Origin of the sequence: Glycomyces sp. NPDC048151 (assembly GCF_043202775.1) — a bacterium.
Taxonomy (GTDB): domain Bacteria; phylum Actinomycetota; class Actinomycetes; order Mycobacteriales; family Micromonosporaceae; genus Glycomyces.
Map to the genome: position 1 here is coordinate 113,357 of NZ_JBIDBB010000005.1, position 24,845 is coordinate 138,201.

Annotated in this window: 21 protein-coding genes; 4 read left to right on the plus strand and 17 right to left on the minus strand. The window is 71.7% G+C overall.

Annotated elements, in window-relative coordinates:
- Positions 1–139 precede the first annotated feature (139 nt).
- The 3 genes from ACGGCP_RS13200 (at position 140) to ACGGCP_RS13210 (ending at position 5,527) form a co-directional block, all read left to right on the plus strand.
- Positions 140–2,275, plus strand: coding sequence for a carbon starvation CstA family protein (locus tag ACGGCP_RS13200; protein WP_392965333.1), 2,136 nt, complete (start codon positions 140–142; stop codon positions 2,273–2,275).
- Positions 2,272–2,460, plus strand: coding sequence for a YbdD/YjiX family protein (locus ACGGCP_RS13205; protein WP_392965335.1), 189 nt, complete (start codon positions 2,272–2,274; stop codon positions 2,458–2,460). Before ACGGCP_RS13200 ends, ACGGCP_RS13205 begins: the two co-directional genes overlap by 4 nt.
- Positions 2,461–2,689: 229 nt before the next feature.
- Positions 2,690–5,527, plus strand: a complete 2,838-nt coding sequence (locus tag ACGGCP_RS13210) for a BTAD domain-containing putative transcriptional regulator (protein ID WP_392965338.1) — start codon at positions 2,690–2,692, stop codon at positions 5,525–5,527.
- Between the two features lie 5 nt (positions 5,528–5,532).
- Here the strand turns inward: ACGGCP_RS13210 and ACGGCP_RS13215 are convergent, their stop codons facing one another.
- From ACGGCP_RS13215 to ACGGCP_RS13290, 16 genes are all read right to left on the minus strand, one after another.
- Positions 5,533–5,919: an Mth938-like domain-containing protein gene (locus ACGGCP_RS13215; protein ID WP_392965343.1), complete on the minus strand. Its 387-nt coding sequence runs from the start codon at positions 5,917–5,919 to the stop codon at positions 5,533–5,535.
- Positions 5,920–5,931: 12 nt separating this feature from the next.
- On the minus strand, positions 5,932–6,486 hold the full coding sequence (locus ACGGCP_RS13220; protein WP_392965345.1) for a phage tail protein: 555 nt from the start codon (positions 6,484–6,486) through the stop codon (positions 5,932–5,934).
- The gene (locus ACGGCP_RS13225) at positions 6,476–8,428 is read right to left on the minus strand and encodes a putative baseplate assembly protein (protein ID WP_392965347.1); all 1,953 of its coding nucleotides are present in this window, start codon (positions 8,426–8,428) and stop codon (positions 6,476–6,478) included. The genes ACGGCP_RS13220 and ACGGCP_RS13225 overlap by 11 nt, the downstream gene beginning before the upstream one ends.
- The gene (locus ACGGCP_RS13230; RefSeq protein WP_392965350.1) at positions 8,425–8,865 is read right to left on the minus strand and encodes a GPW/gp25 family protein; all 441 of its coding nucleotides are present in this window, start codon (positions 8,863–8,865) and stop codon (positions 8,425–8,427) included. Before ACGGCP_RS13230 ends, ACGGCP_RS13225 begins: the two co-directional genes overlap by 4 nt.
- Position 8,866: 1 nt before the next feature.
- Positions 8,867–9,148 carry a PAAR domain-containing protein gene (locus ACGGCP_RS13235; protein WP_392965353.1) on the minus strand — a complete coding sequence of 94 codons (282 nt, stop codon included), beginning with the start codon at positions 9,146–9,148 and terminating at the stop codon, positions 8,867–8,869.
- 12 nt (positions 9,149–9,160) lie between these two features.
- On the minus strand, positions 9,161–10,936 hold the full coding sequence (locus tag ACGGCP_RS13240) for a VgrG-related protein (protein ID WP_392965356.1): 1,776 nt from the start codon (positions 10,934–10,936) through the stop codon (positions 9,161–9,163).
- A 2-nt stretch (positions 10,937–10,938) separates the two neighbouring features.
- Positions 10,939–11,673 carry a LysM peptidoglycan-binding domain-containing protein gene (locus ACGGCP_RS13245; protein ID WP_392965359.1) on the minus strand — a complete coding sequence of 245 codons (735 nt, stop codon included), beginning with the start codon at positions 11,671–11,673 and terminating at the stop codon, positions 10,939–10,941.
- Position 11,674: 1 nt separating this feature from the next.
- Positions 11,675–12,112: a phage tail protein gene (locus tag ACGGCP_RS13250; protein ID WP_392965362.1), complete on the minus strand. Its 438-nt coding sequence runs from the start codon at positions 12,110–12,112 to the stop codon at positions 11,675–11,677.
- Positions 12,113–12,129: 17 nt separating this feature from the next.
- Positions 12,130–14,271 (minus strand): hypothetical protein, encoded by a 2,142-nt coding sequence (locus tag ACGGCP_RS13255; protein ID WP_392965365.1) that lies wholly within the window; start codon positions 14,269–14,271, stop codon positions 12,130–12,132.
- A gap of 226 nt (positions 14,272–14,497) precedes the next feature.
- Positions 14,498–14,656 (minus strand): DUF6760 family protein, encoded by a 159-nt coding sequence (locus tag ACGGCP_RS13260; protein ID WP_392965367.1) that lies wholly within the window; start codon positions 14,654–14,656, stop codon positions 14,498–14,500.
- Positions 14,653–15,078 (minus strand): hypothetical protein, encoded by a 426-nt coding sequence (locus ACGGCP_RS13265; protein ID WP_392965370.1) that lies wholly within the window; start codon positions 15,076–15,078, stop codon positions 14,653–14,655. Before ACGGCP_RS13265 ends, ACGGCP_RS13260 begins: the two co-directional genes overlap by 4 nt.
- A 3-nt stretch (positions 15,079–15,081) precedes the next feature.
- The gene (locus tag ACGGCP_RS13270) at positions 15,082–15,525 is read right to left on the minus strand and encodes a phage tail protein (protein ID WP_392965372.1); all 444 of its coding nucleotides are present in this window, start codon (positions 15,523–15,525) and stop codon (positions 15,082–15,084) included.
- 27 nt (positions 15,526–15,552) lie between these two features.
- Complete coding sequence (locus ACGGCP_RS13275; RefSeq protein WP_392965375.1) at positions 15,553–17,067, minus strand: phage tail sheath family protein; 1,515 nt, start codon at positions 17,065–17,067, stop codon at positions 15,553–15,555.
- Positions 17,068–17,191: 124 nt separating this feature from the next.
- Positions 17,192–19,186 carry an ATP-binding protein gene (locus ACGGCP_RS13280; protein ID WP_392965377.1) on the minus strand — a complete coding sequence of 665 codons (1,995 nt, stop codon included), beginning with the start codon at positions 19,184–19,186 and terminating at the stop codon, positions 17,192–17,194.
- A complete protein-coding gene (locus ACGGCP_RS13285) occupies positions 19,183–19,827 on the minus strand; it encodes a DUF4255 domain-containing protein (protein ID WP_392965379.1) in 645 nt (214 codons plus the stop codon). The genes ACGGCP_RS13280 and ACGGCP_RS13285 overlap by 4 nt, the downstream gene beginning before the upstream one ends.
- Complete coding sequence (locus ACGGCP_RS13290) at positions 19,827–20,450, minus strand: response regulator transcription factor (RefSeq protein ID WP_392965382.1); 624 nt, start codon at positions 20,448–20,450, stop codon at positions 19,827–19,829. Before ACGGCP_RS13290 ends, ACGGCP_RS13285 begins: the two co-directional genes overlap by 1 nt.
- Positions 20,451–20,701: 251 nt before the next feature.
- Between ACGGCP_RS13290 and ACGGCP_RS13295 the strand changes: the two genes are divergently transcribed.
- Positions 20,702–21,454, plus strand: coding sequence for a DUF4157 domain-containing protein (locus tag ACGGCP_RS13295; RefSeq protein WP_392965384.1), 753 nt, complete (start codon positions 20,702–20,704; stop codon positions 21,452–21,454).
- A gap of 13 nt (positions 21,455–21,467) precedes the next feature.
- On the opposite strand, the gene ACGGCP_RS13300 is transcribed toward ACGGCP_RS13295, so the two are convergent.
- Positions 21,468–24,815 (minus strand): hypothetical protein, encoded by a 3,348-nt coding sequence (locus tag ACGGCP_RS13300; RefSeq protein WP_392965387.1) that lies wholly within the window; start codon positions 24,813–24,815, stop codon positions 21,468–21,470.
- Positions 24,816–24,845: the final 30 nt, after the last annotated feature.

Sequence of the window (24,845 nt, forward strand, 5' to 3'; positions counted from 1 at the left end):
AGTCCGCACTTCATCTTGTGCACGGGTCGGAGTTGCGCCACAATCGTCGAAATAGACATTGATGCTCAACTATGTCTAGGTTGTCGCCGCCCCCCACCCGGCGACTCCAGCCCCACCCGCCCGAGACTCGGAGGACGACATGACCACCGAAGCACCACGGACAAGGCCCAACTGGAGATCCGTCCTCGTCTGGACCGCGATATCGATCGCCGGAGCCGCCGCCTGGGGCGTCATCGCCCTCGCCAGAGGCGAAGAGATCTCCGCGTTCTGGCTCGTCCTCGCCGCACTCGGCTCCTACGCCATCGGCTACCGCTTCTACGCCAAGTTCATCGCCCGCAAAGTCCTGCAGGTCGACGACACCCGCGCCACACCCGCCGAACGGCTCGAAGACGGCGTCGACTTCCAGCCCACCGACCGCCGCGTCCTCCTCGGCCACCACTTCGCCGCCATCGCGGGCGCCGGACCCCTCGTCGGACCCGTCCTCGCCGCCCAGATGGGCTACCTCCCCGGAACGATGTGGATCATCGCCGGAGCCATCTTCGCCGGAGCCGTCCAGGACATGGTCGTCCTGTTCATCTCCATGCGCCGCAACGGCAAGAGCCTCGGCCAGCTCGCCCGCGACGAGATCGGCCCGATCGGCGGGGCCGCCGCCCTCGTCGGCGTCTTCTCCATCATGATCATCATCCTCGCGGTGCTCGCGCTCGTCGTCGTCAACGCGCTGGCCGCCTCGCCGTGGGGCACGTTCTCGATCGCCATGACCATCCCGATCGCACTGCTCATGGGCTTCTACCTGCGCACGCTGCGGCCGGGCCGGGTGATCGAGACGAGCCTCATCGGCCTGGCGCTGCTGCTGCTCGCGATCGTCGCCGGAGGCTGGGTCCAGGCCTCGTCGTGGGCCGACGCGTTCACGCTCAGCCCGCAGACCCTCGTGTTCTGCCTCGTCGTCTACGGTTTCGTCGCCGCGGTGCTCCCGGTGTGGATGCTGCTGGCGCCGCGCGACTACCTGTCGACCTTCATGAAGATCGGCACGATCGGGCTGCTCGCGGTCGGCGTGCTCGTCGTCGCCCCGACGCTGCAGGCCGACGCCGTCTCCGAGTTCGCGCTCAACGGCATGGGCCCGGTGTTCTCGGGCGAGCTGTTCCCGTTCGTGTTCATCACGATCGCCTGTGGCGCGCTGTCGGGCTTCCACTCGCTCATCGCCTCGGGCACCACGCCCAAGATGATCCAGAAGGAGTCGCAGGTCCGGATGATCGGCTACGGCTCCATGCTGATGGAGTCGTTCGTCGCCGTCATGGCCCTGATCGCCGCGTGCATCCTCGACCCCGGCCTGTACTACGCCATGAACGCCCCGGCGGGCGTCCTCGGCACCACTGTGGAGTCCGCGTCCACGGCCGTGGCGAACCTCGGGTTCACCATCACCCCGCAGGACCTGCAGGCCGCCGCCGACGCGGTGGGGGAGGAGTCCCTCGTCGCCCGCACCGGCGGCGCGCCGACGCTCGCGGTCGGCATGTCGGAGATCCTCTCCTCGGCCTTCGGCGGCGACGGCCTCAAGGCCTTCTGGTACCACTTCGCGATCATGTTCGAAGCGCTCTTCATCCTGACCACTGTGGACGCGGGCACCCGCGTCGGGCGGTTCATGCTGCAGGACACCCTCGGCAACGTCTGGAAGCCGCTCGGCCGGGTCGGCTGGAAGCCGGGCCTGTGGGCGACGAGCGCGGTCGTCGTGGCCGCGTGGGGCTACTTCCTCTACGCCGGGGTCAGCGACCCGCTCGGCGGCATCAACCAGCTGTTCCCGCTCTTCGGCATCGCCAACCAGCTGCTCGCCGCCATCGCCCTCACCGTCGCGACCACCGTGCTCGTCAAGAGCGGGCGGCTGCGGTGGGCCTGGGTGACGGCCGCGCCGCTCGCCTGGGTCGCCGTGGTCACGCTGACCGCGAGCTGGCAGAAGGTCTTCTCCGACGACCCGCGGATCGGGTTCTTCGCCCAGCGCGAGCGGTACGCCGAGGCCCTCGCGAACGGCGAAGTGCTCGCCCCCGCCAAGGACCTCGGCCAGATGCAGACCGTCGTCACCAACTCGACCGTCGACGGCGTGCTCGCGGCGTTCTTCGCGCTGCTGGTCGTGGTCGTCATCGCCAACGCCGCCGTCGTGTGCTGGCGCGCGCTCCGCTCTGCTGAGCCGCTGCCCTCGACCGAGGCGCCGTACGTCGAGTCGCGACTGCCCGTCCCCGCCGGTCGCGCCGCCTCCAGCGGCGAGAGCACGGAGAACCGGCCGTGACAGTGCGCCGCCTCTTCGGCCTCGCCCGGTGGTACCTGCGCGAACTCACCGGCGAGGCCGCGTACGGCCACTACCTGGACCGGCACCGCCGCACCCACCCGGACGCACCGGCGATGCCCCGGCGCGAGTTCGAGCGCCGCCGCACCGACCGTGGCGACTCGCACCCCGGGGCGCGCTGCTGCTGAACCCCTCCGGCGACAGGAACCGCCCGGACCCGGGCGGTTCCTGTGCCGGGAGGTGCGGGTGAGCAAGTGCGCTGGACCCCACCGCGAAACGTCACCCTTGTGGACACCTCTGGGGGAAGCGATCACTGCCCCGATGCGCCATCATTGATGCAAGCGCGGACTCCCGGCAAAGCCTGCGCGCCAGCGTTGTGGGGGACAGTGCCCTGACGGGCACGGGAGGTGACTCGTCATGGCTGCTATCCCTGCGTCGTCGAGCGTGGTCAGGCCGCGGCTGCTCGCCGAGCTCAACGACCGCGGCGGGCCCGTGCGCCGCGCCGTCATCACCGCGCCCGCCGGGTTCGGGAAGTCGACCCTGCTCGCCCAGCACGCTTGCGCGTTCCCGGGCGGCACGGCCTGGCTCGGCCTCAACCCGGCCCACGCCGACCCCGACGAGTTCACCGCCGACCTGCACCGGGCCGTCATGCCGTTCACCGCCGCGCCCGACCTCTCCGAATCGCCTTCGAGACTCTGGAACCGCCTGCGCGCCTTGACCGGCGCGACCCTTCTCGTCCTCGACGACGTCCACTACCTCGACGACACCGCCGCCGAACGCGTCCTCGACCGGCTGCTGTGCGAACTGCCCGACCAGTGCAGCCTCGCCGTCGCCACTCGCCGCCTCCCCGGCGTCAACCTCGCCCGGCACGAGCTCACCGACCTGCGGTTCATCGACGCCGACCAGCTGCGCTTCCGCTCCTGGGAGATCGACCTGCTGCTGCGCGAGAACTACCAGGAGCCCCTGCCCGCCGGTGACATCGCCGTCCTGGAGCGCCGCCTCGGCGGCTGGGCCGCCGGGCTGCACCTGTTCCACCTGTCCACCAAGGGAAGGCCCCTCGCCGAGCGCCGCTCGGCGGTCGCGGCCCTCACCGGCCGGGCCTCCCTCGCCCACGCGTACATGAGCCGCATCGTCCTCGCCGAGCTGCCCGAGCCGCTCCTGTCGTTCGTGACCCGCATCAGCGTCTTCGACGTCGCCACCGCCGCCCGCTGCGACCGGCTCCTCGGCATCGACGACGCCGCCGCGCGCCTCGCCGAACTCCACCGCCGACAGGTCTTCGTCACCACCACCGACGGCGGCTCCACGTTCCGCTTCCACGAGGCCATGCGCTCGCACCTCGCCGCCGTCCTCGCCGACCGCCACGGCGGGGCCGCCGCCCGCCGCCTCCACGCCGCCGCCGCCGAGATCGTCAAAGCCGAAGGGGCCCTTGTCGAAGCGGCCCGCAGCTTCGCCCGCGCCGAGGACTGGCGGGCCGTGCGCGAACTCCTCGACATGCTCGGCCCGCAGATCACCGGCGACGACTTCGACGCGTGGCGCGACCTGCTGCCGTCCTGGCTCGTGGCCGACGACCCGTGGATGGTCCTCGCCGAAGGCCGCAACCGCCTCGGCCGCGGACGCATCGCCGAAGCCGTCGAATGCTTCGAACGCAGCCAGGCGCTCTCCGCCGACGAAGCCGGCCGCGCCCACGGCCGCCAGGCCGCCGCCGCGGCCCGCGTCTGGCTGCCCGGTCCCGCGCGCCCCGGCGGCGACTGGCGCACCTGGCTCCGCGCCGCCACCCAGGCCCACCCCGCGCTCATCGCCGCCGCCGCCGAAGACCGCATGGCCGAACCGCACGGCCGCACGGTCGCCCTCCTCGCGCACGTCCTCGCCGGGAACCTCCCCGCCGCCCGGACCCTCCTGCGCGACAACGCGCCCGGCGACACCGGGCCCGCCGCCGTCATCGCGCCCCTCGGCGGCGCCGTCCTCGCCCTCCTCGAATCCCAAGGCGACCGCGGCCTGCGCGAACTCTCCCGCGCCGTCGCCGCCGCCGAAGCCGAACGCCTGCCCTGGCTCGCCCGCGTCTCCCGCGCCGCCATCGCGCTCAACGGCACCCAGGACGCCGCGAAGGCCGCCCTGCGCGTCGCCGAGGAATGCGAGCGCGACGGCGACCTGTGGGGAGCGCTCCTCGCCGCCGGGTGCTCCTGGCTCGCCCGGCTCGGCAGCGGCGACCCGGACCTGACCGCGCTCGCCGACCTCGCCGACGGCTTCCGGGCCCTCGACGCGGCCGTGCCCGCCGCCTGGGCGCAGGCGATGTACGCGGTCGCGGCGGCCCACGCCGAGGTGCCCGGCGTCGAGACCGAGATCGAGCGCGCGTCGGACCTGGTGCGCCGCTGCGGGGTCGCCGGGGCGCAGCCGCTCGTGTACGTCGCGGCCGCCGTCGCCGCCGGGCACCCGCCGAACCTCGTCGCCCGCGCCCGCCAGGCCGCCGGGCACTGCGGCTACCCCGTCCAGCTCGTCGAGTCCTGGCTGGGCGAACCGATCCCGCCCGTCCGCGACTCGACCCCGGAAGCGCTCACCGTGACATGCTTCGGCGGGTTCCGGCTCGAACGCGACGGCGCCGAAGTCGACCTCTCCGCGGTGAAACCCAAGGTGCGCATGCTCATGCGCCTCCTCGCCGTCAACGCCGGACGCCCGGTCCACCGCGAGGCGATCATCGACGCCCTGTGGCCCCAGGCGACCCCGCGCGCCGCCACGCACGGCCTCCACGTCGCGATGTCGAGCCTGCGCAAGCTCATCGAACCCGACGCCGCCGGGGGCGTCTTCCGATTCCTCGCCCGCGAAGGCGACGCCTACCGCCTCGTCCTCCCCGCCGACGGCTACTGCGACGTGGTCGCGGTCCGCGAAGCCGCCCGCCTCGCCCGCTCCGCCCCCGACGACGACGCGGCCGCCGCGATCCTCCGCCAGGCCTCCGACGCCTACCGCGGCGACCTCCTCCCCGAGGACGGCGCGGCCGAATGGGTCGTGGGCGAACGCGAACGCCTCCGCCTCGCGGCGTCCTCGGCGGCGGCCGACCTCGCCCGCCTCGAACTCCGGCGCGGCGACGTGGCCGAAGCCCTCGCCGCCGCCGGACGCAGCGTCGGCGTCCACCGCTTCAACGACGAGGCCTGGCGCCTCCTCATCGAAGCCCATGAGCGACACGGCGACCGCGCCGCAGCCGCCGACGCCCTCGCCCGATACCGGGAGGTCCTCGCCGAACTCGGCGTCCACCCCGAGTAGGGCCCTCAGCAGGTCGAGTGGAAGAGACCGCCCACCGATCCGGTGTCGGCGGCCCGGTTGTAGAGCGCGACCGCTTCCGGGGTCTCGGCGGCCTGATAGCCGACATGGAGCCGTTCGAGAAGCGCGATGGTGGCAGGGTCGATCTGGAGGCGCCGCTCCATGCCGAGCGAGAGGACGATCGTCTCGGCACCGCGGTCGATCAAGTACCGGACATCGGAAGGCTGGATGCCGGGGCTGTGCTCGGTGCCCGACTCCCGCCAGTCCCAGGCCTTGCCGCCGCCCGGATGCAGCATGAAGTCCTTGCCGACCCCGAGGTCTTCGATCTCCATGCGTCCCCAGGCGATCGAGAGGATCTTCGGGGAGGAAGGTCGATCAGGCCTCGCATCGCTCATCCCGACATGGTCTCACGAGTGCTCCCGGGACGGCACGATCCTCAGCGTGAAGGGCACATGCGCCGGGACGTGTTCCGCTGCGGCGCTTCGCAGCCGCGATTCGTCCAGGAGGGCCGGATCGGCGACGGCGACGGTGATCGTCACGTGGGGCCGGACCGGCTGTCCCACAGGGTCGGTGGACTGGACCGACGCGATCGTCCCGCCGTTGTCCTCGACCGTGACGCGGCCGCCGGTCAGCAGCGTCAGGTGCGTCGCGAGTCCGTATCGAGTCCCGCGCCAGCGGTGGAGTTCCACCGCATGCGCGACGAAGACGCGCCGCTGCGCGAGCGTCCACTGCTCCTGGACCGGCAGCGCCACCCATCCGGCGAGCCATTCGAGGAAGTCAGGCGGGGCGAGCGCCGGGTCGAGGTAGGCCACGAACCCGTCGAGCGCGAGCAGCACGGGCGCCAGGACCTCGTCCAAGGCCTGCGTGAAGCGCCGCGTGAAGTCGTCCTCGGCGAGCACGCCGGGCAGCTGGTCGGCGATCGGCTGCGGGGTCGCCAGCCCGGGAAGGGCGTCACGAGGCACGGTCGTCGCCTTCCAGGATGCGCACCTGGTGCTGGAATGAGAACGCCAGCGCGTGCCCGGCGAGCTCGATGCGCTGCACCGGGCCGCTGCGCCGCCCAGTGGCGAGGTCGGCGGCGAAGAGCTGCACGTCCTCGACCATCGCGGTGCCCGGGAGCCGTTGCAGCACAGCGAAGACCTCGCCGGACTGCACCGGCCGCCCGAACGGCCAGCCCGTGCCGTCGAGTCCGCCGGAGACCGGGTTCAAGTACGCGTACAGCGCTTCGAGCGCTTCGCCGCGCAGCGCTTCGGCGACGACGCCGGGCGCGGCGCGCAGCTGGGCGACGACGGTGACGCCGTCGTAGTGCGGCGGGCCGACGCGCACCGTGGCCCCGAGGCACCGGCGCGGCTCCAGATAGGACCCGATGCGGTTGACGAGGTCCACGTCCGGAGTCAGCTGGGCCACTGCGGGATTGGGTCCGAGCTCGATGTCGGGGACGACGAGCAGCCGGATCTCGCCGGGCCGTTCGGGAACGGGCACGCACCGCACCCGCGCCGCGTCCGGCGCGGCCTGCTTGGCGAGGTACTCGTAGTCCTCGACGGTCACGGCCCGGTCCCTGGTGCGCAGGAGCATCGGCCCGCGCGCGGCCGCGTTGTCGACGGATTCGCCGTCCACACCGCCGGTCGCCGGGCCCCGGTTGACGACGCGGGTCGTGAACGGGATCGGGTCGCGCTGCACGTTGAGCAGGCCGCGGGCGACGTTCCCTGCCTTGCCGCCGCCGGTGCGGTACTGGGGGACGCGGATCGGCGCGGCCTTGGGCGGCACCGCGCCGAAGTTGCGGATCGCGCCGTCGTCGCCGCGCACGGCCGGGCCGAAGCGGAGCTCGCCGCCGATGGCGTCGAGCGTGAAGTGACGCGAGTCGGGCCCGGACTCGGCGAAGCTCTCGACCTCGTGCCACTGCTGCCAGTCGCCGCCGCCCGCGATCTCGACGACGAGCGGCTCCCCGCCGGTGACGACGGGCCGGTGGGCGAGCCGGAACCGCTGCCCGGGAACGCCTTCGGAGAGCCCGACGACCTCGTCGGCGACGAGTCCGGCGTGCGAGGCGTCGATGGTGCCGCCGATCGTCGCGGCCACGGCGCTCATGAGGCGCGGCGAGTCGCGGTAGAACGGCCGGTTCTCGGCGCGCACGAGGCGCACGCGGAGCCACCCGGCCCGCTGGCGTTCGAGGAGCGCTTCGCGGTGGCTCGGCGGGACGTGCACGACGGTGACGCCGTCCTGGTTGAAGCCGCCCGTGGAGTCGGATTCGATCTCGCAGGGGGTCCAGGCCGTGCCGTCGTAGGCCTCCCAGATCCACGGCGGCCGTTCGGGGTCGACGCCGACGCCTTCGGCGTGGCAGGCGACGCGCAGCTGCACGGCGCAGCGCGGCACCGCGTTCGAGAGTCCGAAGTAGACGCAGTCGTTGTCGGCCGGCGCCTCCTGGAAGCATCGCGCGCCTTCGCCGGAGACGAGCTGATCGGTGTGGTCGGCGAGCCGCCCGCTCGCGCCTCCGGTGAGGACGAGCGCGAGCGAGCACGGGACGATCGCCAGGTCGGCCTCGGTGCGGAACACCACTGGCGCTTCGGTCCCGCCGGACTGGTCGGTGGCGACCTGCGAGCCGCGCGGCACCGGCACGGTCTGGTCGCGGGCGGCCGAGAGCCAGTACGTGACGGGCGTGCGCGCGGCCGTCGGCGGGTGCAGCTTCACGCCGATGAGGTCGAGGAACCGCAGGTAGTGGAGGTCGGGGACCCGGTTGAGCCGGTACAGGAGCTGGTCGGTCATCATGGCGAACGCCTCGATGAGGGTCACGCCCGGATCGGAGACGTTGTGGTCGGTCCACTCAGGGCAGCGCTGCTGCACCAGGCGCTTGGCCTCGTCGACCAGGTCCTGGAAGCGGCGGTCGTCCAGATTGGGCACTGGCAGGCTCATGGGGTCGCCTCCTGGGACTCGGGGCTGTCGTGCGAACCGATGACATAGAACGGGAACACGAGGTTGCGGGGGTCGTTGTCGCCGCGCACCGAGTACGACAGGGCGATGTTCAGGCGTCCGCGCCAGGCCTGGTCGAACGTGACGACCACGTCGGTGAGGCTGATGCGCGGCTCCCAGCGGGTGAGCGCGACCCGCACCTCGTAGGCGATCTTGCCCGCCGTGGCCGAGTCGGCCGGGGCAAAGACGAGATCGTGTATGGCGCAGCCGAACTCGGGCCGCATCGGCCGCTCGCCCGGTGCGGTGGCGAGGATCAGGTGGATGCTCTCGACGAGCTCGCGCTCGCCGCCGACGAGCGCGACCGAGCCGGTCGCGTCGGTGCGCAGCGGGAACGCCCAGCCGGAGCCGACGAACGCGGGCGGGTCGACGATGCCGGTCATCTCATCCTCCGATCAGGACTGTCGAGCAGCCCGAGAGGATCGGTGCCCCGCAACCGGAGAGGTCGCCCATGCGCGCGGCGGGCCTGCCGCCGATGAGCACCGTCGGGCAGCCCGGCGGCAGGATCGGCGTCGGCGGATGCGGTGGCGTGGAAGGCATCGAGCACGCGTGCATGTCGCCCACGACGACCGCGGGCATGTTGCCGATGAGCACGGTGGCCACGCCCGGGCCCGTGAGGACCCCGGGGTGCCCGGTCGGGTCGCCGACCCGCGCAGCTGGCGGCATGGCCTTCTCCTCTCAGTTGATGCGGACCACGCCGCCGCGGACGGTGACCGCCCCGGAGGCCGACAGTTCGGCGCTTCCGGTGCCGGCGACCTTGACGGTGGCCCCTTCGACGTCGACGCCGCTCTGTCCCTTGACCTTGACCTGCTGCCCTGAGAGCTCCAGGTTCCCCGTCCCGGCGTCGATCTTGACGCCCCTGCCGGTCACCTTGATCTCACCCGAGCACTTCAGTTCCAGCAGTTGGCCCTTGGCGTCCAGCTTCAGCAGCAGCTTGCCGTCCCCTGTGGAGAGCAGGATGCCCTGCTTCGACGCGTCGTCCACGAGTTCGAGACGGTGCCCCGTGCGGGACACCAAGGCCCGCACGCCGATCGCGCCGGAGCTGTCGTCGACCGTGGGCGACTCGAGCTTCGGCGGGGAGTCCTTGTTGCTGTGGAGGCCGCCCAGGACGAACGGGTAGTCCATGTCCCCGTCGGCGAAGCCCACGAGCACCTCGTCGCCGACCTCGGGGACCGCCCACAGCCCGCGGTTCCTCCCGCCGCCCGGCGAGGCGGTGCGCGCCCACGTCGTCGTGAAGTCCTTCGACAGCCATGGGAACGTGACCTTGACCCGCCCCAGTTTCAGCGGGTCGCGCACGTCGCTGACGACTCCCGACGTCAGGCCGTTCGGCACGGGTCCGGGCGAGCCCGCGGTCAGGCCGTACAAGGTCCGCTCGGCCCGGCCGGAGACCGTGAACGCGGTCGTGTAGCCGTCGTGCTCGTTGAACACGTGCCGGACGCTGGTCAGCGTGTACTTGCCGCCGAACGGATCCGAGACGTTCGCGAGCGTCACCCCCGACCCGGGCACCAGCTTCGGGTTGCCCTTGGCCACGCCGTCGAGCTCCACGGCCGTCGCGCCCAGCTCGGCCGCCAGCGCCTTCGCGTACGCGTCCACCTGCCCCTGCGTGCTCAGGCTCGTCCCCGCTTCGAGGTACGGCGGGGCCTTGAACTTGCCCGCCATCCCCACCGGGTCCACACCGTCCACTTGCGACCCGACAGTGGTGGGCTTCTGCGACGCCGTGAGCTCCTTCTTGTTCGCGAAATCCCAGCCGCGCACGTTCACCTCGGGCACCTGCTCGGCCGCCGACACCGCCGCGCGCAGCGCGATCAGGTTCACTCCGGGCTCCAGCACGAGCGGATCGGTCGCGGCCGTGGCACTCTCGGGCGGCGCTCCCTGCGGCGGATCGGGCAGCCGGAAGCTCAACTTCCCGTCCGAAGCGGTGACCTGCGCGCCGACCCGGTCGGCCAGGCGCGACAGGAACTCCCAGTCGGAGACGTTGTCCTGGCTGAGCTGCGAGTCCTTGCTCTGGCCGAAGCCCTTCACGTCGTCGACGGTCCCGACTTGGAGCCCGGCGCGCTGTGCGACCTTGCGGACCACGTCGGCCAATCCCATGTTCGGGTACGCGGCGACGCGCCTGCCTCGGAACAGCCGGTGCGCCGGGTCGAGCCCGCGTACCTCGATGAACGTCCCGGCGGCGTCGATGTCGATCTCCAGCGCCACGACCTCGCCGGACATGAGCCGCTGCGGGCTGCCCGGCTCGGCGGACTGCACCGAGACCTCGATCTTGCCGCCGACGCTCAGCCGCGTCTTCGCGACCAGGACCCGCTCGGGGTCCCGGAACCGCAGGTGGCATGCGTCGGGCAGGTTGCGGCTCGCGGCCACGGTCGCCTGCGTGAGCATCGTCGCCACATCGGCCGGGAGCGGCGTCCCGTCGATCGACACCTGCAGCGTGTTCGCGAAACTCTCGTTGGCCACGGCTACCTCCCGTCCGGGATGAGCAGCCGCGAGCCCGGCCGCAGCCGTGCAGGGTCGTCGATGCCGTTGGCCTCGGCCACGAGCCGCCACCGGTTCGGGTCCCCGTAAGCCCGGTACGCGATCGACGGCAGCGAATCGCCCGCGACGACCACGTGCGTACTCCTCGCCTCGAGCGAGCCGGAAGTGGGGTTCTGGCCCGGTGTCGACCCGGAGATCTCCTCCAGTTTCACGGTGCACACCGCGCGGACCGGGGTCCCGCTCGGCGTGAACAAGGTGTACTTGGCGGCGATCTCGCTCGCGAACGCCGGGAAGCTCGTCAACCCTCCCCAGTGGAATATCACCCAGGGCGGGGAGCCCTTGTCGTTGGACAGGCTCTTCTCGGTCGGCACCACGCACGAGAACAGCTTCTCGACGGCCTTAACCACGGAATCGTCCATCGCGGCGGTCGCGTCGAGGAACATCTCCACGCTCAGCTTGCACGGGTCCGACCCGGTGAACTCGGGCGGCCCGGACCGCTCGGCGTTGCGCTGCGCCTCCCGCTTCCACTTGGCGTTCTTGGTGAGCGAGAGCTCCTTCGGGTTGAACTGGAAGTCGATCGTCCCCAGTGTCTCGTTGCTCGGCGTCGCCGTCCCGCCGTCGGACGGCGGCTCGCGCAGTTCCAGGTACGCGTGCTGCAGGTTCGACTGGTCGCCCGACGCCGAGCCCGGCGCGGTGAACGTGACCGGTGAGCCGCCCATGTCAGCCCCCCGACCCCGGCGCGAGGAACCCGTGGTGCGCCAGCTCGAGTGTCTCGATCGCGACCTTCGCGCTGTCAAGCGACAGCTGCGGCCCGCTCCACTTCACCGGCACGACGTCGACCAGCGCCCACCGCGCGATGACCTTGCCTTCGGCGGTGCGCGCCTCGATCGTCGCGGTCTTTCGCTCGATCCCGGACGCCATGGACCCGAACCAGTCCGCGATCTTCGCGCTCTGCTCGGTGAGCGGGCGGCTGAGCTTCACATTGGAGTATTTGATGCGGGTCGGCAGTTGCCACACGTAGCCGTTGTTGCCGCCCTCCTCGCGCTGCTCCATGACGATCTCGCAGCCGAGCCCGTCGCAGCTGTTGAAGGCGCCGAGGTCCTCGTCGTCGATGCTCACGACGAAACTCACGGCCACGGCGTGGATGTCAGCGGGCATAGCGGGTCCTCCAGTCCTCACAGGTCGGTCAGTCGGCCGCGCCGCTCGCGGTCGACCCTGAGGTCGGCCCGCAGGCGGCGCACGAGCGGTTCGTACAGGACTGCCAGCAGCGCAGCGGGATCGGCGGCGGGAGCGGCTCCGGCTGCCGGGGCGGCGGACGGCGCGGCGTCGGCGGACTGCACCGCGACCGAGGGTGCGGCGACGCGCTGCACGACGGCCTCGACCGGTTGCGGAGCAACCTCGGACACCGCCTGGAGCGGCACGGTCTGCGGCGCACTCGGACCCTCCATCGCCTGCAGCGCAACGGGAGCCGCCGCGACCGGCAGCGGTTCGGCCGGGTCGGGCAACGGTGCCGAGAGATCCGCGGCGGGCCCAGCGAACCGCTGCACGGCAGGTGGCGCGCCCGCGATCGGCGGTGCGGGCGACGCGTGGGCGACGGGTGAACCCGACTCGGGCAGCGGGAATTCGGCTTGTTGGACCGAAGCCGGCATATGCGACCACGTGGACCGCTGAACGGCGGATCCAGGCTCGCTCGCTCGCGGCTCGGGGGCGGCAGCGGTGCTGCTCGCCGGGTCGACTCCAGCGGCGGTGCGGGCGGCTTCGAAGGGCCGCGATCCGAGCAGGGGCGCTTCCGGGCCCGGGTCGGGCTCGTAGAGCGGTTCATGGTCGGCGATCGAGCGCGACGCCACCGGCGCGGTTTCGGCGGGCGTCAGGCTGCGCATGACCATGACCGGCGGCGGCAGCGGACGCGCCGGAGACGCGACACGTTGCACTGCGGTGGGGGTGCCGGTGCCGAGTGCGGTCGACGGTAGACCGAGGCCCGGAGCCGCTGGAGGACTGTCGATGCGCTGCAGGGAAGCCCCGAGCTGGCCCGGGCCCGGAGCGGACGTTCGCTTCAAGGAAGCAAGCCCGCTCGGCGTGGACGCGTCAGGTCCGGGACGCGTCCCGCCTGACCGCTGGACGAAGGGCGCCGGGCCTGCGAGAGGACCGCTCACGGGCGAGCCGAGCCCGAGGCGGACCTGCCCTTCGGCGGTCGGTCCGGGTCGCGGCTGGTCGGCGATGAGCGGCGCGATCGGCATGGGCGCCTGCGGCTCTGCGGGTGAATCCTCGTCCCGCATCGTCTGGACGATCGGCGCGGCGAGCCCGGTCGCCCCGAGGAGCGGCGCAGTCTCGCCGTCCGAAGCGGCGAACGGATCGTCGGGGTCCGGCGCGGCGGACCGCTGGGCCGTGACGAGCGGCCTGGGCGTGTCCTGCTGCGGCACTTGCTGTGGCGGCATCGGGAGCGGCGTCTCGGCTCCCTCGGATACGTCGGCAGCGCTGTTCGTCGAATCGGAATCGCTCGCGATGATCTCCGTGTCGCCGAGAAGGGGCGCTTCGCCGGTCGGCTCGGCGGCCCGCTGCACGGCGGCCGGAGGGGTCGGGAGGGGCGGCGAAGGCGGGCGGGGAGCGGCGACGACGGGCAGCTCGCGGCGTTCAGGCGGATCCGTGGAGGCCAGGAGCGAGGCGACGGGCGCGACGGGATCCGCCTGCGGGCGGGCCGGTTGCCCGAGCGGCGAGTGGCCGCTGATGAGCGCGCGTTGCACCGCGAACGGCGTCGCAACAGGCTGCACCGGAACCGAAGTCCCCGGGCCGGGAGCCGCGTTGAGCGATTGGCCGGATCGCGGGGCTGGCGCGGAGTCCGGCGATCGCTGCAGGCTCGCCATGGGGCCGAGCGAGGGGGATTCGGGACGCAGGCCGGTGGCCGCGCCCGTGTCGTGCGGTGAGGTGGCCGTGGACTCGGGAAATTCGGCGTGCGGCGGATCGTCGCTGATCAGCGGGCGGTGCTCGGCCGCGGCGGGTGCTGCGAGGGCCGGACCGGTATCGAGTGGTTCGACGTCGGCGGCGCGTTGGAGCGACGCGGGCCCGGCGGCGGTGCCGAGCGGGGTGCCCGGGACGGGAGCATCGGACCGTGTCGCCTTGCGCTGCAGATCGATGCGCCGCGGCTCGGCGGCGGGCGGCGCGGGCGCCGGTTCGATCGCGCCCGAGGGGCCGTCCGGGATCACGGCGTGGCCGAGCGGGGCGAGGTAGGTCGGGTCCTGCCAGGAGGCGAGGCGCGAGCTGAGGGAGTCCGGAGGGTTGACCAGCCACTGTTCGCCGAGGACGCGCTGGAGCGGCGGCAACTGCCTCCACTCCGCGCGCGCCGGTGCATAAGGCGCGGGAGCGGGCTCCTGCGAAGGCGCGTCGGAACGCCGACGACTGAACGGCCACATCAGGACTCACCTCCTCTCGGCGAAGTCGTAGGGCATGCCCCTTCCCACCCGCATCCGCCTCCAACCACCTGGGTAAATAGGACGACTCTCCCACACGGGTACGACATCCCACGAAACGCGAGTCGTCGTCGGCATCTCACCTGCCTTCGTTGACTCGGGCGTTGAGGGTGGCGATCCTCGCGACGTACCGCTGCCGGTCCGGGTGCTCAAGGTCGAGGATCTCGTCGAGTCCCCAGTGGAAGTAGTAGGCGACGTACCCGATCTCCTCCTCGATCCGCTCGACCGGGTACGTCATGATTCCCCCAGGCGGCCGCCCGAGAGGTCCACGTCGAACGAGTGCGCGCACTCCGGGCACGTCACCCCCGCCCGCGTGTGCCCCTCCGAGTTGACCCGGCGGTACATGTCCTGCAGGAACGCCAGGTCGGACGCGAACAGGTTCTCGATGATCCCCGTGTGCACGTCCGTCACCGACCCGATCCGCGTCACGACGCGCGCGAGCAGCACCACCGTCAGGTAGGCCGCGTTCTCCCGGACCCGGTCGTCCCGCAACGGGATCAGCTCGTCCCGGGCCGTCGCCAGCCGCATCACGCCCGAAGTGTGCGTGGTGCCGGAAGGATCGACGTACCCGCGCGGCAGCTCGAACGCGAACTCCGTCCGCAGTGGACGCCGCGCCTCGCCCTCCTCGGCCTCGGGCGAGGCCGTCATGGTGCGTCGCATCGGCTACCCCGGCGTGATCTCTTCGCAGGAGATGACCAGCTTCTCGGTCAGGACGCTCGTGTCGCCCGCCTTCATTGCGCCGATCTCCAGGCTCTTCGGCCACGCGTTGGTGAGGTTGTACCGCTTCACCTCGGTGCCCTCGTAGTCGAAGATGATGATCGAAGCGCCCTTGCGCGCCTCGGCCATCTGCCCGAAATGGCAGGTCTCCACCCACTTCTCGAAGCTGTTGTCGCTCGTCAGGCCCCGCGTGACGGTGATGTCCGCCGGCTTGGGCCGCCCGGGCAGCTTGTTGTGGACGTACTTGCCGTCAGGCGTGTTCATCTTGAGGTCGATGACGTCCTGCTCCCATTTCAGGCCGCTGACCTCCGTGATCCCCTTGATGACGATCCCGTCGACGTCGATGCCGAACGAATGGCCCACGGCCGTGTTGAGATCGATGAACGACATGCTGCACCAGCTCCTCTACCTGCCGTGTCACTCACTGACTTCGCTTGCCCCGCCAGAGAACTGGGAGAGCCTGAAGATGACGAACTCCGCCGGCTTCACCGGCGCGACGCCGATCTCGCAGACCACCTGCCCCGCGTCGATCGACTCGGCGGTGTTGTTGTCCCTGTCGCACTTGACGAAGAACGCCTCGCCCGGGGTCAGCCCGAACAGCGCGCCCTTGCGCCACTCCATGACCAGGAACGAGGAGACGGTGCGCCGGATCTTCGCCCACAGCGCGTCGTCGTTCGGCTCGAACACCACCCACTGCGTGCCCCCGAGGATCGACTCCTCCAGGTAGTTGAACAGGCGGCGCACGTTCAGGTACCGCCACGCCGGGTCGCTGGAGAGCGTCCGCGCGCCCCACACCCGGATGCCCCGGCCCGGGAACGCCCGGATGCAGTTGATCCCCTCGGGGTTCAACAGCTCCTGCTCGGCCTTCGTCAGGTGCGTCTCGACGACGATCGCGCCGCGCACGACCTCGTTGGCCGGTGCCTTGTGGACGCCGCGCGTGTCGTCGTTGCGGGCCCACACCCCGGCCATGTGGCCGCTCGGCGGCACGAACTCGTTGCCGCCCGTCGCGGGGTCGAACACCTTGACCCACGGGTAGTAGAGCGCCGCGTACTTCGAGTCGTACCCGGCGTAGTCCACCCGCCAGTCCTTGACCTGCTGCGGCGACAGCCCCGGGGGCGTGTCGAGGACGGCCACGCGGTCGCCCATGAGCTCGCAGTGGGCGATGACGGCGAGCTGGACGGCCTTCACGGCTTCGAGGTCGAGCACGCCGCGCTGGTAGGCGCTCATGAGGTCGGGGACGCTGACCATGGTCACTTCGTCGATCGCTTCGAGGCCGCCGAGGCCGGAGCGGTCGGCGACGTCGCCGGTGTAGTCCTCGGGGACGATGCGCTCGGGGACGGCGGGGACCGGCGGCGGGGCCGCGAGCGCGACGGTGCCCTTGGCGGGCTGGGTCGCGGGCGCGACCTCGGTGAGGGTGATGACCTTCGACCGCTCGGCGACGGCGCGCACGACGTTGTCCTTGCCGCGCTTCACCGTGACGTCCGGGTACTGCTCGACCTGCTTGCCGTCCACCTTCACGGTGAGCGTGAACCGGTCGGCGGGCTTGCCTTCGGCGGCGTCGGTGATGTCGACGCTCACCTCGTGGCCCTCGGCCGCTTCGATCGCGACGGCCCGGAGGCCGCCGATGAGCGCCTGCGGGCCCGAGACCGGTTCGGCCCCATCGGGTCCGGCGGCGCCGATGCGCACGATGTAGCAGTTGCCGCCGCCGTTGAGGAAGTACCCGTAGACGGCGTGCGAGAGGTAGCAGCCTTCGACGAACTCGCCGAAGGTCCGCGTGTACTGGCTCCAGTTGGAGACCAGCGTCGGGGTGTTCACGGGGCCTTTGGCGGCGAATCCCACGAACGCGGCGACCGCCGTCCCGACGCCCTCGATGGGGCGGGAACCGCCGTCGACCTCCTCGACGTAGACACCCGGTGACAAGTACGTTGGCATGCCGCGCCTCCTGTGGTCGGTACAGCACCGATGGTGCCGCTGCTCTCCGGTTTCCGTACGGGCCTTACGGACCCGCGTGAGGGAAGTCGTGGCTGCCCCGAGGGGCAGCCGTGTGTCCGGCCGGTCATATCACCAGCTCCAGGTAGTCGCCGAACTCCCGCTCTAGGCAGAGCCGCCCGAGTTTGCGGTATTCGCGGGCGACCGCCGCGACGACGTGGGCCATGGTGGCCCGGCCGCCCGCTTCGGCGGTGAGGTACCCGGCGGTGACGGCGGCGGACCTGATGTGGCCGCCCGCGAGCTCGAACGCGTCGGCCAGGAACTCCAGGTCGAGGTCGCCCGCGCGCGGCATCGCCCTGCCGAGGCACCGGTCCCAAAGCAGCAGGCGCTGTTCGGCGTCGGGGACGGGGAAGTCGACGACGACGTCGAGCCGCCGCGTGAAGGCCTCGTCGAGGTTGGCGCGCAGGTTGGTGGCGAGGATCGCGAGGCCCTCGAAGGACTCCATGCGCTGCAGCAGGTAAGCGGACTCCACATTGGCGTACCGGTCGTGGGCGTCGCGCACTTCAGAGCGCTTGCCGAAGATCGCGTCGGCCTCGTCGAAGAGGAGGACGCCGTTCACTCCGGCGGCCTCGGTGAAGATCTTCTCCAGGTTCTTCTCGGTCTCGCCGATGTACTTGTCCACCACCGTGGCGAGGTTGACCGTGTACAGGTCCATGCCGAGGTCGGCGGCGATGACCTCGGCCGACATGGTCTTCCCGGTGCCCGAGTCGCCCGCGAACAGGCCGGTGACGCCCATGCCGCGCCCCGCGCCGGGCCGCATCCGCCACTCGTCGAGCACGAGGTCGCGGCGGCGGGCGCGGACGGCGAGTTCGCGGATGCCGTCGAGGATGTGGGGCGGCAGGACGAGGTCGTCCCAGCCGACGGCCGGTTCGATGCGCCGGGCGAGGTGTTCGAGCCCGGCGGCGTTCTGGCTGCGCACGCCGTAGCGCAGGTGCCCGGCCCGGATCGGTTCGCCTTCGGCGCGCGCGAGCTGCGCGGCGGCTTCGGCGGCGCGATCGATCTGCCGCACTGACAGCGTGAAGTGCGCGGTCTCGGCGGCCAGGTCGACCTCCGCGGCGAGCTCGGGTCCGGCCGCGGCCCTCCAGAGCTCCGCGCGTTCGGCTCGCGTGGCGACGCCGACGTTGAGCAGCAGCGGTTGGCGGCGGCTCCACTCAGGGTCCCAGCCGCCGGAGCCGTACAGCACCAACGGGACCGGCACGTTTTCGAGCCTTGCGAGCAGGGCGGTGCACGACCCCGCGTCGACCGGCCCGGCCACGATCCCGGCTCCGCGCAGCACCGCTTCGCGGGCGAGCGCGGTGGCCGTCTCGGGCAGGTCTTCGGGTTTCGCGGGCAGGAGCCTGCAGTCGACGGCGAGGGCCGCCCGCCCGGCGCTGCCGAACGCGGCGGCGGCCGCCGATGCGGCCGATCCGCCCAGGCCCTCGTGCAGGTAGACCAGTCCGGTTCCGGCGGCGACGGCCGCCGCCAGCCGGTCGTCGCCGCAGGGGACCGGTGTCGCGGTCTCGACCAGAGGGGCGGCGACCGGGTCGCAGCCGTCCCCGCCGAGGAGGTGCGACGTGACCCTGTCGGGCACCCGCAGGGACCGCGACAGGAACGGCCGCTCGTTGTCGCCCAAGGTGACCAGGCCGCACGCCAGGAGCGGCGCGGTCGCGTCGAGCCGGGCCCGGCCGTCCACGTCGGCTTCGGCGAGCCCGCACAGCCGCAGCGCGAGTCCGACCGTGGGCCTGCGTCGGGTCACGTCGTCGTTGAGGTACCCGTAGAACTGCTCGAAGCGGCTGTCGACATCGGGCGCCATCGCGACGAGCAGCAGTTCGGTGTCGAGGGCGGTCAACCGCGCGGCCTCGGCCAGCGCGGCGAGCCGCCCCGAGACCGGGCCGGCGTCCTCCGGCGGCGCGAACGGTTCGCGTCGCGTCTCGAGGAGCGCGTCGACGGCCTCGTCCGACAGGTAGAGGCCGCGGAACTGGTCGTCCGGGTTCGGGTCGGCGGCGCGCCGCTCGGCGACGGCGCGGCGGAGGCGCCGCTCTACCGCGCCGATGCGGGCGAGCAGGTGGTGCCCGTCGGTCATCGCGGCCGCCGGGTCATGGCGACCTCGTGTTCGTCGCCGTCGCCGGGGGTCACGTTGTGCCGCACGGGTTCGTCGCCGTCGACACTGAGGCCGACGCCGCCGGTGGCGGGCGGTCCGGCGGGCCAGACGCGGCCGGAGTCGACGGGGGCGCTGACGACGATGTCGAGCGACGGCTTCAGTTCGCCGCCGAGCGCGGTCCACACGTCGGCGAAGGCGCGGTCCTCGGGCGGCGGCAGGGCCACGGTCATCGGCACGGGCAGGCCGATGTCCCGGAGCGATCCGGTGAGCGTGTCCGCGGGCAGCGACTCGTGCTTGAGGAATCCGGCGAGCATGACCGAGAGGAGCCGGTGCTCGTCCTCTGGCCGCTGCGTCCATGCGGTGAGCAGGTAGGACAGTTTGATGTAGCGGGGCGGCAGGCGCCGGGCCGCGACGGTCTTGTCCTCGCGGTACTCGTTGACGAGGCCGCGGCTGCGGCGGCGCAGGTCCTCGCGGATGTCGTACAAGAACGCGTTCACGGTGGGCGCGTTGCGCCTCGACGCCCACTCCTTCGTGGGGGCGTCGAACGCGACCTCGACGCCGCTGCCGCCGAGGGCGTCCTCGACGATGACGCGCCGGAGCGCGGAGTCGACCTCGTGGATCATCAGATCAGCCCGTTCCGCAGCGCGTAGGCGACCGCGTGGGCGCGGTTGCGCAGGTGCAGGCGGCTGGTGATGTCGTGGAGGATGTTCTTGATCGTCCGCTCGGAGTAGGAGAGCTTCGACGCGATCTCGACGGTGTCGAGGCCTTCGGCGACGAGGCGCACGACTTCGATCTCGCGGTCGGACATGCCGCACAGCCGCATGCCCATCGGGGCGAGGATCTGGCGCTGGAGCTGCCCGACCTGACTGAGCAGACGGCCCAGGAGGTCGGGCGGGACGGTCCCTTCGCCCTTCGCGGCGGCGGCGATGACGGCGACGAGCCGGTCCGGGGTGGCCTCGCTGCGGCGCACGATCCCGGCGATGCCGACGTCCATGATGGAGGCGAGGTCGGCTTCGTCGACGCGGCCGCAGACGGCGACGAGCCACGGGATGCCGCCCCGTTTGAGCGCGCGGAGCGACTGCAGGGCCTCCTCGTCGACCGCGTCGGACGCTACGATGCCGACGTCGGCGCGGTCGCGTTCGGACTCGTCGAGCACCAGCACCTCCGGGCGCGGCCGCAGTTGGCTCGCGAGTCCGGCATGGCAGATGGGGTCGCTGGCGCTGATGTAGACGGGCACACGGTTCATCGACCTCTCCCAGGGGTAGCGGGGGCGGTTGGGGCACTCGCGAGCAGTGTCGCCGTCGTCGCTCAACGTGCGCTCAACCGGCGCTCTCCCACGGTCCGAAACCGCCCGGTGACGCAGTGAAATGCCCGAACGGGCAGGGGCTCGGGCCCGTTCGGACGGTGCTCCGCCCCTTGCCGGGCCGCGCGGGAGGGCGCAGGCTGGAGGTCTCTGACACCGCTGCGCCCGGTGCGGGCGCGAGGAGGCGAACGGCCATGCGCGACCACGGCAACGAGTTCGAGTCCGATTCCCTGCGCCCCAAGGCGGACCGGATCGAGCAGTCCGAGTTCGAGCCCGCGCTCCCGGCGGCGGCGCTCGGGCGGGCGGACGTGCTCGGCGCGGAGGGGGTGCTCGGTCTGCAGCGCGCCGTGGGCAACGCGGGCGTGGCCACGATGTTGGAGGAGGAGCGGTCGCCGGTGCACGACGTGATCGGCTCGGGCGGCAGTCCGCTCGACCTCGACACCCGCGCCGACATGGAGGGCCGCTTCGGGCAGGACTTCTCGAACGTGCGCGTCCACACTGACAGCGCGGCGCACGAGTCGGCGAAGTCGGTGAACGCGCAGGCGTACACCGTGGGCTCCGACATCGTGTTCCAGAGCGGCAACTACGACCCGGGCAGCGACTCGGGCAAGCACATGCTCGCGCACGAGCTGACGCACGTCGTCCAGCAGCGCAGCGGCCCCGTCGACGGCACCGACGCGGGCGGGGGCGTCAAGGTCAGCGACCCGTCGGACCGCTTCGAGCGCGAGGCGTCCGCGAACGCGGACGCGGTCATGTCGGCGCCCGCCCCGGCCGCCCCGGTCCAGCGCTGCGACGACGGCTGCGGCGACACCGAAGTGCAGCGCCTCGCCGAGCCGACAGTGCAGCGTGAGGAGGCCCCCGAACCGGCCGAAGAGGACCCCGAGGCGATGGCCCAGACCTACGTGCAGCGCACGGAGGAAGAGGAAGAACCCGCCGCCGACGCCTGACCGCCCGCGTCGGTCACTCGTTGCCGTCCGGGCCCTTGAACTCTGGGATCTCCACGCGTGGGGTGAACACTTCCTTCACCAGCGTGACCGGGTCACGGGAGCTCTTGCTGCCGTTGCAGGACGAGCACATCCCCTGTAGTTTCGCCGGGTCCTTGTAGTACCTGTCGCGCTCCGCCTGGTCCTTCTTCCGCCCCGTGTTCAGCCAGTGCTGGGCGACCGAGTCCTTGTGGTCCACGCTCCACTCGCTGGACGGGGCCATGTGCGGCTTCTGTTTGGCGGGGTTCCTGTGCGCAGGCCAGCCGGGGCACAGGAACGGCTTGCCCGGGTTCGGCAGCGCCGACCGGTACTTGTGCGAACCGCCGTAGAAGATGTTGCGGACGTCCCCGGCGGCCTCCGGGATGAGCTCTTCGCCGTCCAGGGTCCACCGCGTTCCCTTGAGTTCGTCGATGTCGAGTTCCTGTCCGATCGCGTGGAGGTGTCCCAGCATGGCATCGGTGAGCGCCATGAGCTGGGCTTCGGCCTCGCGCGCCTTTCGCTGATCGGGGGCGGCGTGGTCGTAGGTGAACACGTCGTCCTGCAGTTGCTTCGCCTGGTTCCGCGCCGCGCTGAGCTCGGTCACGAGCTGGGGTTTCGATCGCACCTTCTTGCTGGCCAGGGCGATGCCGATCTTGTTGAGCATGGTGTCGGTGCGGCTGGCCATCATGACCTGGAACGTGCCGCCCCGTTTGGCCACCCAGACCTGGTGGCTGTTGCCCTTCATTGTCACGGACTTCTTCCCTGACAGTTTCCCGAGGACCGACCGCCAGGCGCCGCTCACGGCCCCGGCTACCGCGGCCCCGCCGCGCCGCAGGCCGCGCAGCAGGCCCTTGCCGATCTTCACGATCGTGCCGATGACCTTGTCGATGACCTTGCCTACCGGCTCCTGGATCTTCTGGAGGATGCCGCGGATCTTCTCGGAGATGCCGCCGAGGCCGAGGAGGCTGGCCATGAAGCCGATGACCATCGGGAGCGCCTTCGCAAGGGCCCCTTCGATGAGGGCCGAGACGGCCCCGCCGCCGCCGGAGGCGATGGAGTCGATGCCGTCGAGGACGGCGTCCACGAACTCCTTGATCTGCGCGGCCTGGTTCACGAAGAACATGACGATGTTGTAGATCGCCTGGCAGGCCTTGATGAACGCCGCCGCCGGGTTGAGCATCGAGATGATCCACACGATCCCGGCCTGGATGATCTTGGAGACCACGAACTCCTTGATCTGGCCGAGCACCATCTCCTTGAGGTCGCCCAGCTTCTCCACGATCCACCGCCACAGGCCCGGCACGCCCTCGGTGACGAGGATCTGCACGACCTCGACCATCTGCTCGAGGCGCGCCATGACCGGCTCGGGGATGAACCGCACGATCCGCGCCCGGATCGCGGGCCACGTCAGGCCCAGGATCGAGAGGACCATCTTGAGGATGCCCTTGACGTCGAACTCCTCGGGGATCTCGATGCCCGCACTGGAGAGGCTGCCGAGGAGCCAGGCCTTCAGTCCGGTCTGGAGGTGCGTGGCGATGTTGGCGCCGAACGCCATGACGCCGTTCTTGACGGCGGTGACGAGGTTCCCGAGGAACCCGATCGGGTCCGCGATGATCTTGTCGATCGCGCCCGCGGCGCGCGCGAGGACGCCCAGGAGCATGTCCTTGAGCTTGGTGATCGTGTCGATCGCGCCCTCGACGGCGTCCACGGCCTGGTCCCGCCAGCTGCGGTGCTCCGCCTGCAGCTCCTGCACTCTCGCGTCGATCCCGGCGCGCGCCTCGGCGTACTTCGAGGCGAGGTCCTCGGCGAGCGCGGAGGACTTCTCGGTGACGGAGGAGTCGAGCGATGCGAACTGGTCGCCCATCTCGCCCGCCTCCTCCTGCGCGATGTTCCGGAGTTCGCGGGGCTGCTCGGCGACGAACCGCGCGACCTGGTCGCGGCCGAGCTGGATGCGCGCGGTGGCCTTGTCGAGCTCGGCGCCGATGACGTCGGCGATGTTCGAGATGACCTTCTGCATCTCGCGCTCGTAGGTCTTCGCGGCGTCGGTGAAGATCTGCAGCACTTCGGGTCTGGTGGGCCGGAACTTGTCGGCGATCCACGTGACGAGGTCCTGGGCGTCCTCGTACTCGCGCATCCGCCGCTGGTGGTCGGCCTCGAACACCGCGCGGGCCTTGGCCTCCCCGGCCGTGAACAGCGTGTCCACTTTGGCGTCGATGCCGCTGAGGATGCCGTCCACCTCGGTCTTGGTCGTGTCGAAGATCCGCTTGATCTCGCCGCTGATGCGCGCCCGCTCGCGCTCGTCGCGGGACTTGGCGGCGGTCTTGTTCGCCCCGGCCCGGCCCATCGCGCGGGCGTTGTCGCCGACCATGCCCGCGACGCCGGCGGCCCCTGTGGCGCGGGCACCGGCGACGTCCCCGGTGAGCTGGGCCTGCTCGTCGGCCCGCATCTGCGCGGGGGCGGTAGCGGCGTGCTCCTCGGCCTTGCCTTTCGCGTCGGCCGCGCCCATGAGCTCCGGCTCGTTCGAGTTCTTCAGCTGCTGCTCGGTGACGCCCGCACCGGCCATCTTCTCGTTCAGCTCGCACTTGGTCGACCCGAGCTCGGTCTGCTCCGCGGGGGCCTTGTCCGGGATCGCCTTCTTCCCGTCCGGCGGCTTGATGTCGGGCGCGGGTTTCGGCGGCGTCATCGGCGTCACCGGTTTCTCCACGGCCGCACCAGGGTCCGGCGGTTTCTTGCTGGAGTCGGCGATCTCCTTGCCCGACTTGTCCTTCCCGGCGGTGACCATGCCGCTGACCTGGTCCTTGATCTCCCCGGCCTTGCCGGAGGACGCGAACTCGGTCGCCTCCTCGTTCGTCTGCGGCCGCTGCGCCGCGATCGCCTCGGTGACGGCGGCGATGAACGCTGCCTTGTCGAACCCGGCCGGTTTCGCCTGCGCCATCTCGGCGGTGTGCGCGGCCTTCGCCTGCGCCTCCCGGTCGTCCGCAGGAGGCTCGGCGGCGGCCTGCGCCTCACCGACCTCGTTCTGCGCGTTCGGATGCGCCTTGGCGGCCTTGCCCTTCCGCGCCACGTCCTTCTTGACCTGCTGGAACTTCGGGTCCTGGTCGGCGGTGACCCCCGGCGGCGCGACCGGCGGGGCCGGGCACGCCCCCGCGTCCCGCTGCACGGGCGCGGCGGCCCGCTGTGCCGTGTCGTTCTGCTTGGCCCCCATCATCTTCGACACCGCGCTGTTCCCGGCGGCCGCCTGGAGCCACAGCAGCTGCCCCGCGCCGCCCGTAGGCCGGACCGGCCGCGGGTGCGGTTTGCGGGCAGCGGCAGGGGCCGAGCGCGTCCGCTCGGCCGTCGCTCTCAAGGTCCCGCTCGCCACCGTCACCCCGCTCGC